We start from the raw sequence: 1,761 nt of genomic DNA, 5'->3' as shown, positions 1-1,761 counted from the left end.
TGCGGCGGGGGCTGCCCTGCGGCATGCCGCCCGGGACGCGTTCGTGCACGGGCTGCATGTGACGCTGCTGGTGAGCGCGGGGTTGTTGCTGCTCGGCGCGGTGATGGCGTTGCGGTTGCCGCGGGTCATGCAGTGCGAGGGCAACGGGCCGGTGGAGGTACCCGCGCAGAGGGACGCCGCGGAGTCACGCGTCTCGGTGTAACGCCCTTCCGCCCACCCACGCAGGCGGGGCGCCGTCGGCGGCTTGTGTCCGGTGTGACTGCGATGCCCTCACCCTGTGACCTCGCCCTCACACTTGGCAGCTACGGGTGGTGCGGAGGCGGGAGGAAGCCTTAGCGTCTGGGTTAGCGGTGCTAGTTAAAGAGTCCCGGAGGGTGCCCCCATGTCCGAGTCGTCCAAGCTGCCTCCCTTCGATCCCGCCGACCCCCTCGGGCTGGACGATCTGCTGGAACCGGAGGACCTCGGGATCCGGGACACCGTCCGGGCCTGGGCCGCCGACCGGGTGCTGCCGTACGTCGCGGAGTGGTACGAGACGGGGGAGCTGTCGGGCATCAGGGAGCTGGCCCGGGAACTCGGCGGCATCGGGGTACTCGGCATGTCCCTGGAGGGGTACGGCTGCGCCGGGGCGAGCGCCGTGCAGTACGGGCTCGCCTGCCTGGAGCTGGAGGCCGCCGACTCCGGCATCCGCTCCCTCGTCTCCGTGCAGGGCTCCCTCGCCATGTACGCCCTCCACCGCTTCGGCAGCGAGGAGCAGAAGCAGCACTGGCTGCCCCGCATGGCCGCCGGCGAGGTCATCGGCTGCTTCGGCCTCACCGAGCCCGACCACGGCTCCGACCCCGCCTCCATGCGGACGTACGCCAAGCGCGACGGCACGGACTGGATCCTCAACGGCCGCAAGATGTGGATCACCAACGGCTCGGTCGCCGGCGTCGCCGTCGTCTGGGCGCAGACCGAGGACGGGATCCGCGGCTTCGCCGTCCCCACCGACGCCCGCGGGTTCTCGGCGCCGGAGATCAAGCACAAGTGGTCCCTGCGCGCCTCCGTCACCAGCGAGCTGGTCATGGACGACGTACGGCTCCCCGCCGACGCCGTCCTCCCGGAGGTCGCCGGCCTGCGCGGACCGCTCAGCTGTCTGTCCCACGCCCGGTACGGGATCGTCTGGGGCGCCATGGGCGCGGCCCGCAGCTGTTTCGAGGCCGCGGTCGACTACGCGAAGTCACGGGAGCAGTTCGGGCGGCCCATCGGGGGCTTCCAGCTCACCCAGGCCAAACTCGCCGACATGGCGGTGGAACTGCACAAGGGGATCCTGCTCGCCCATCATCTGGGGCGGCGGATGGACGCCGGCCGCCTGCGTCCCGAGCAGGTCAGCTTCGGCAAGCTCAACAACGTGCGGGAGGCGATCGAGATCTGCCGCACGGCCCGCACGATCCTGGGGGCCAACGGGATCTCGCTCGAGTACCCCGTCATGCGGCACGCGACGAACCTCGAGTCGGTGCTCACCTACGAGGGCACCGTCGAGATGCACCAGCTCGTGCTGGGCAAGGCGCTCACCGGGCTCGACGCCTTCCGGTAGACCCCGGCCGGTGAACCGCGGGGGGCAGGGCCGGTGAGCGGCCCTGCCTCAGCTCTGGTTGAAGAAGCCGTCCGTGCGGTGCGAGGCCGGGTCGCCGTTCACGATCTCCGTGTGGGCGGGGGTCAGCAGGAACACACGGGTCGACACTCTCTCGATCGAACCGCGCAGGCCGAAGATCAGCCCGGCCG

General features: G+C 71.0%; 2 protein-coding genes and 1 pseudogene. 2 read left to right on the top strand and 1 reads right to left on the bottom strand.

Translation table 11 applies throughout. The features are described from left to right. Positions 1-202: pseudogene (locus tag ABZ948_RS40875) on the top strand (MFS transporter); the annotation flags it as partial. A gap of 180 nt (positions 203-382) precedes the next feature. After that, positions 383-1,573: an acyl-CoA dehydrogenase family protein gene (locus ABZ948_RS40870; protein ID WP_359768196.1), complete on the top strand. Its 1,191-nt coding sequence runs from the start codon at positions 383-385 to the stop codon at positions 1,571-1,573. A gap of 48 nt (positions 1,574-1,621) precedes the next feature. Here the strand turns inward: ABZ948_RS40870 and sepF are convergent. Next, positions 1,622-1,761, bottom strand: a 140-nt coding sequence (sepF, locus tag ABZ948_RS40865; protein WP_359768197.1) for a cell division protein SepF, incomplete at its 5' end; no start/stop codon positions are given.

Source organism: Streptomyces olindensis, assembly GCF_040645895.1.
GTDB lineage: Bacteria > Actinomycetota > Actinomycetes > Streptomycetales > Streptomycetaceae > Streptomyces > Streptomyces olindensis.
This window is presented reverse-complemented; position numbering and strand designations above follow the sequence as displayed.

What these genes read in the sequence shown, in the direction of transcription:
- ABZ948_RS40870 (WP_359768196.1), top strand. Translation starts at nt 383, where the DNA reads ATGTCCGAGTCGTCCAAGCTGCCTCCCTTCGATCCCGCCGACCCCCTC.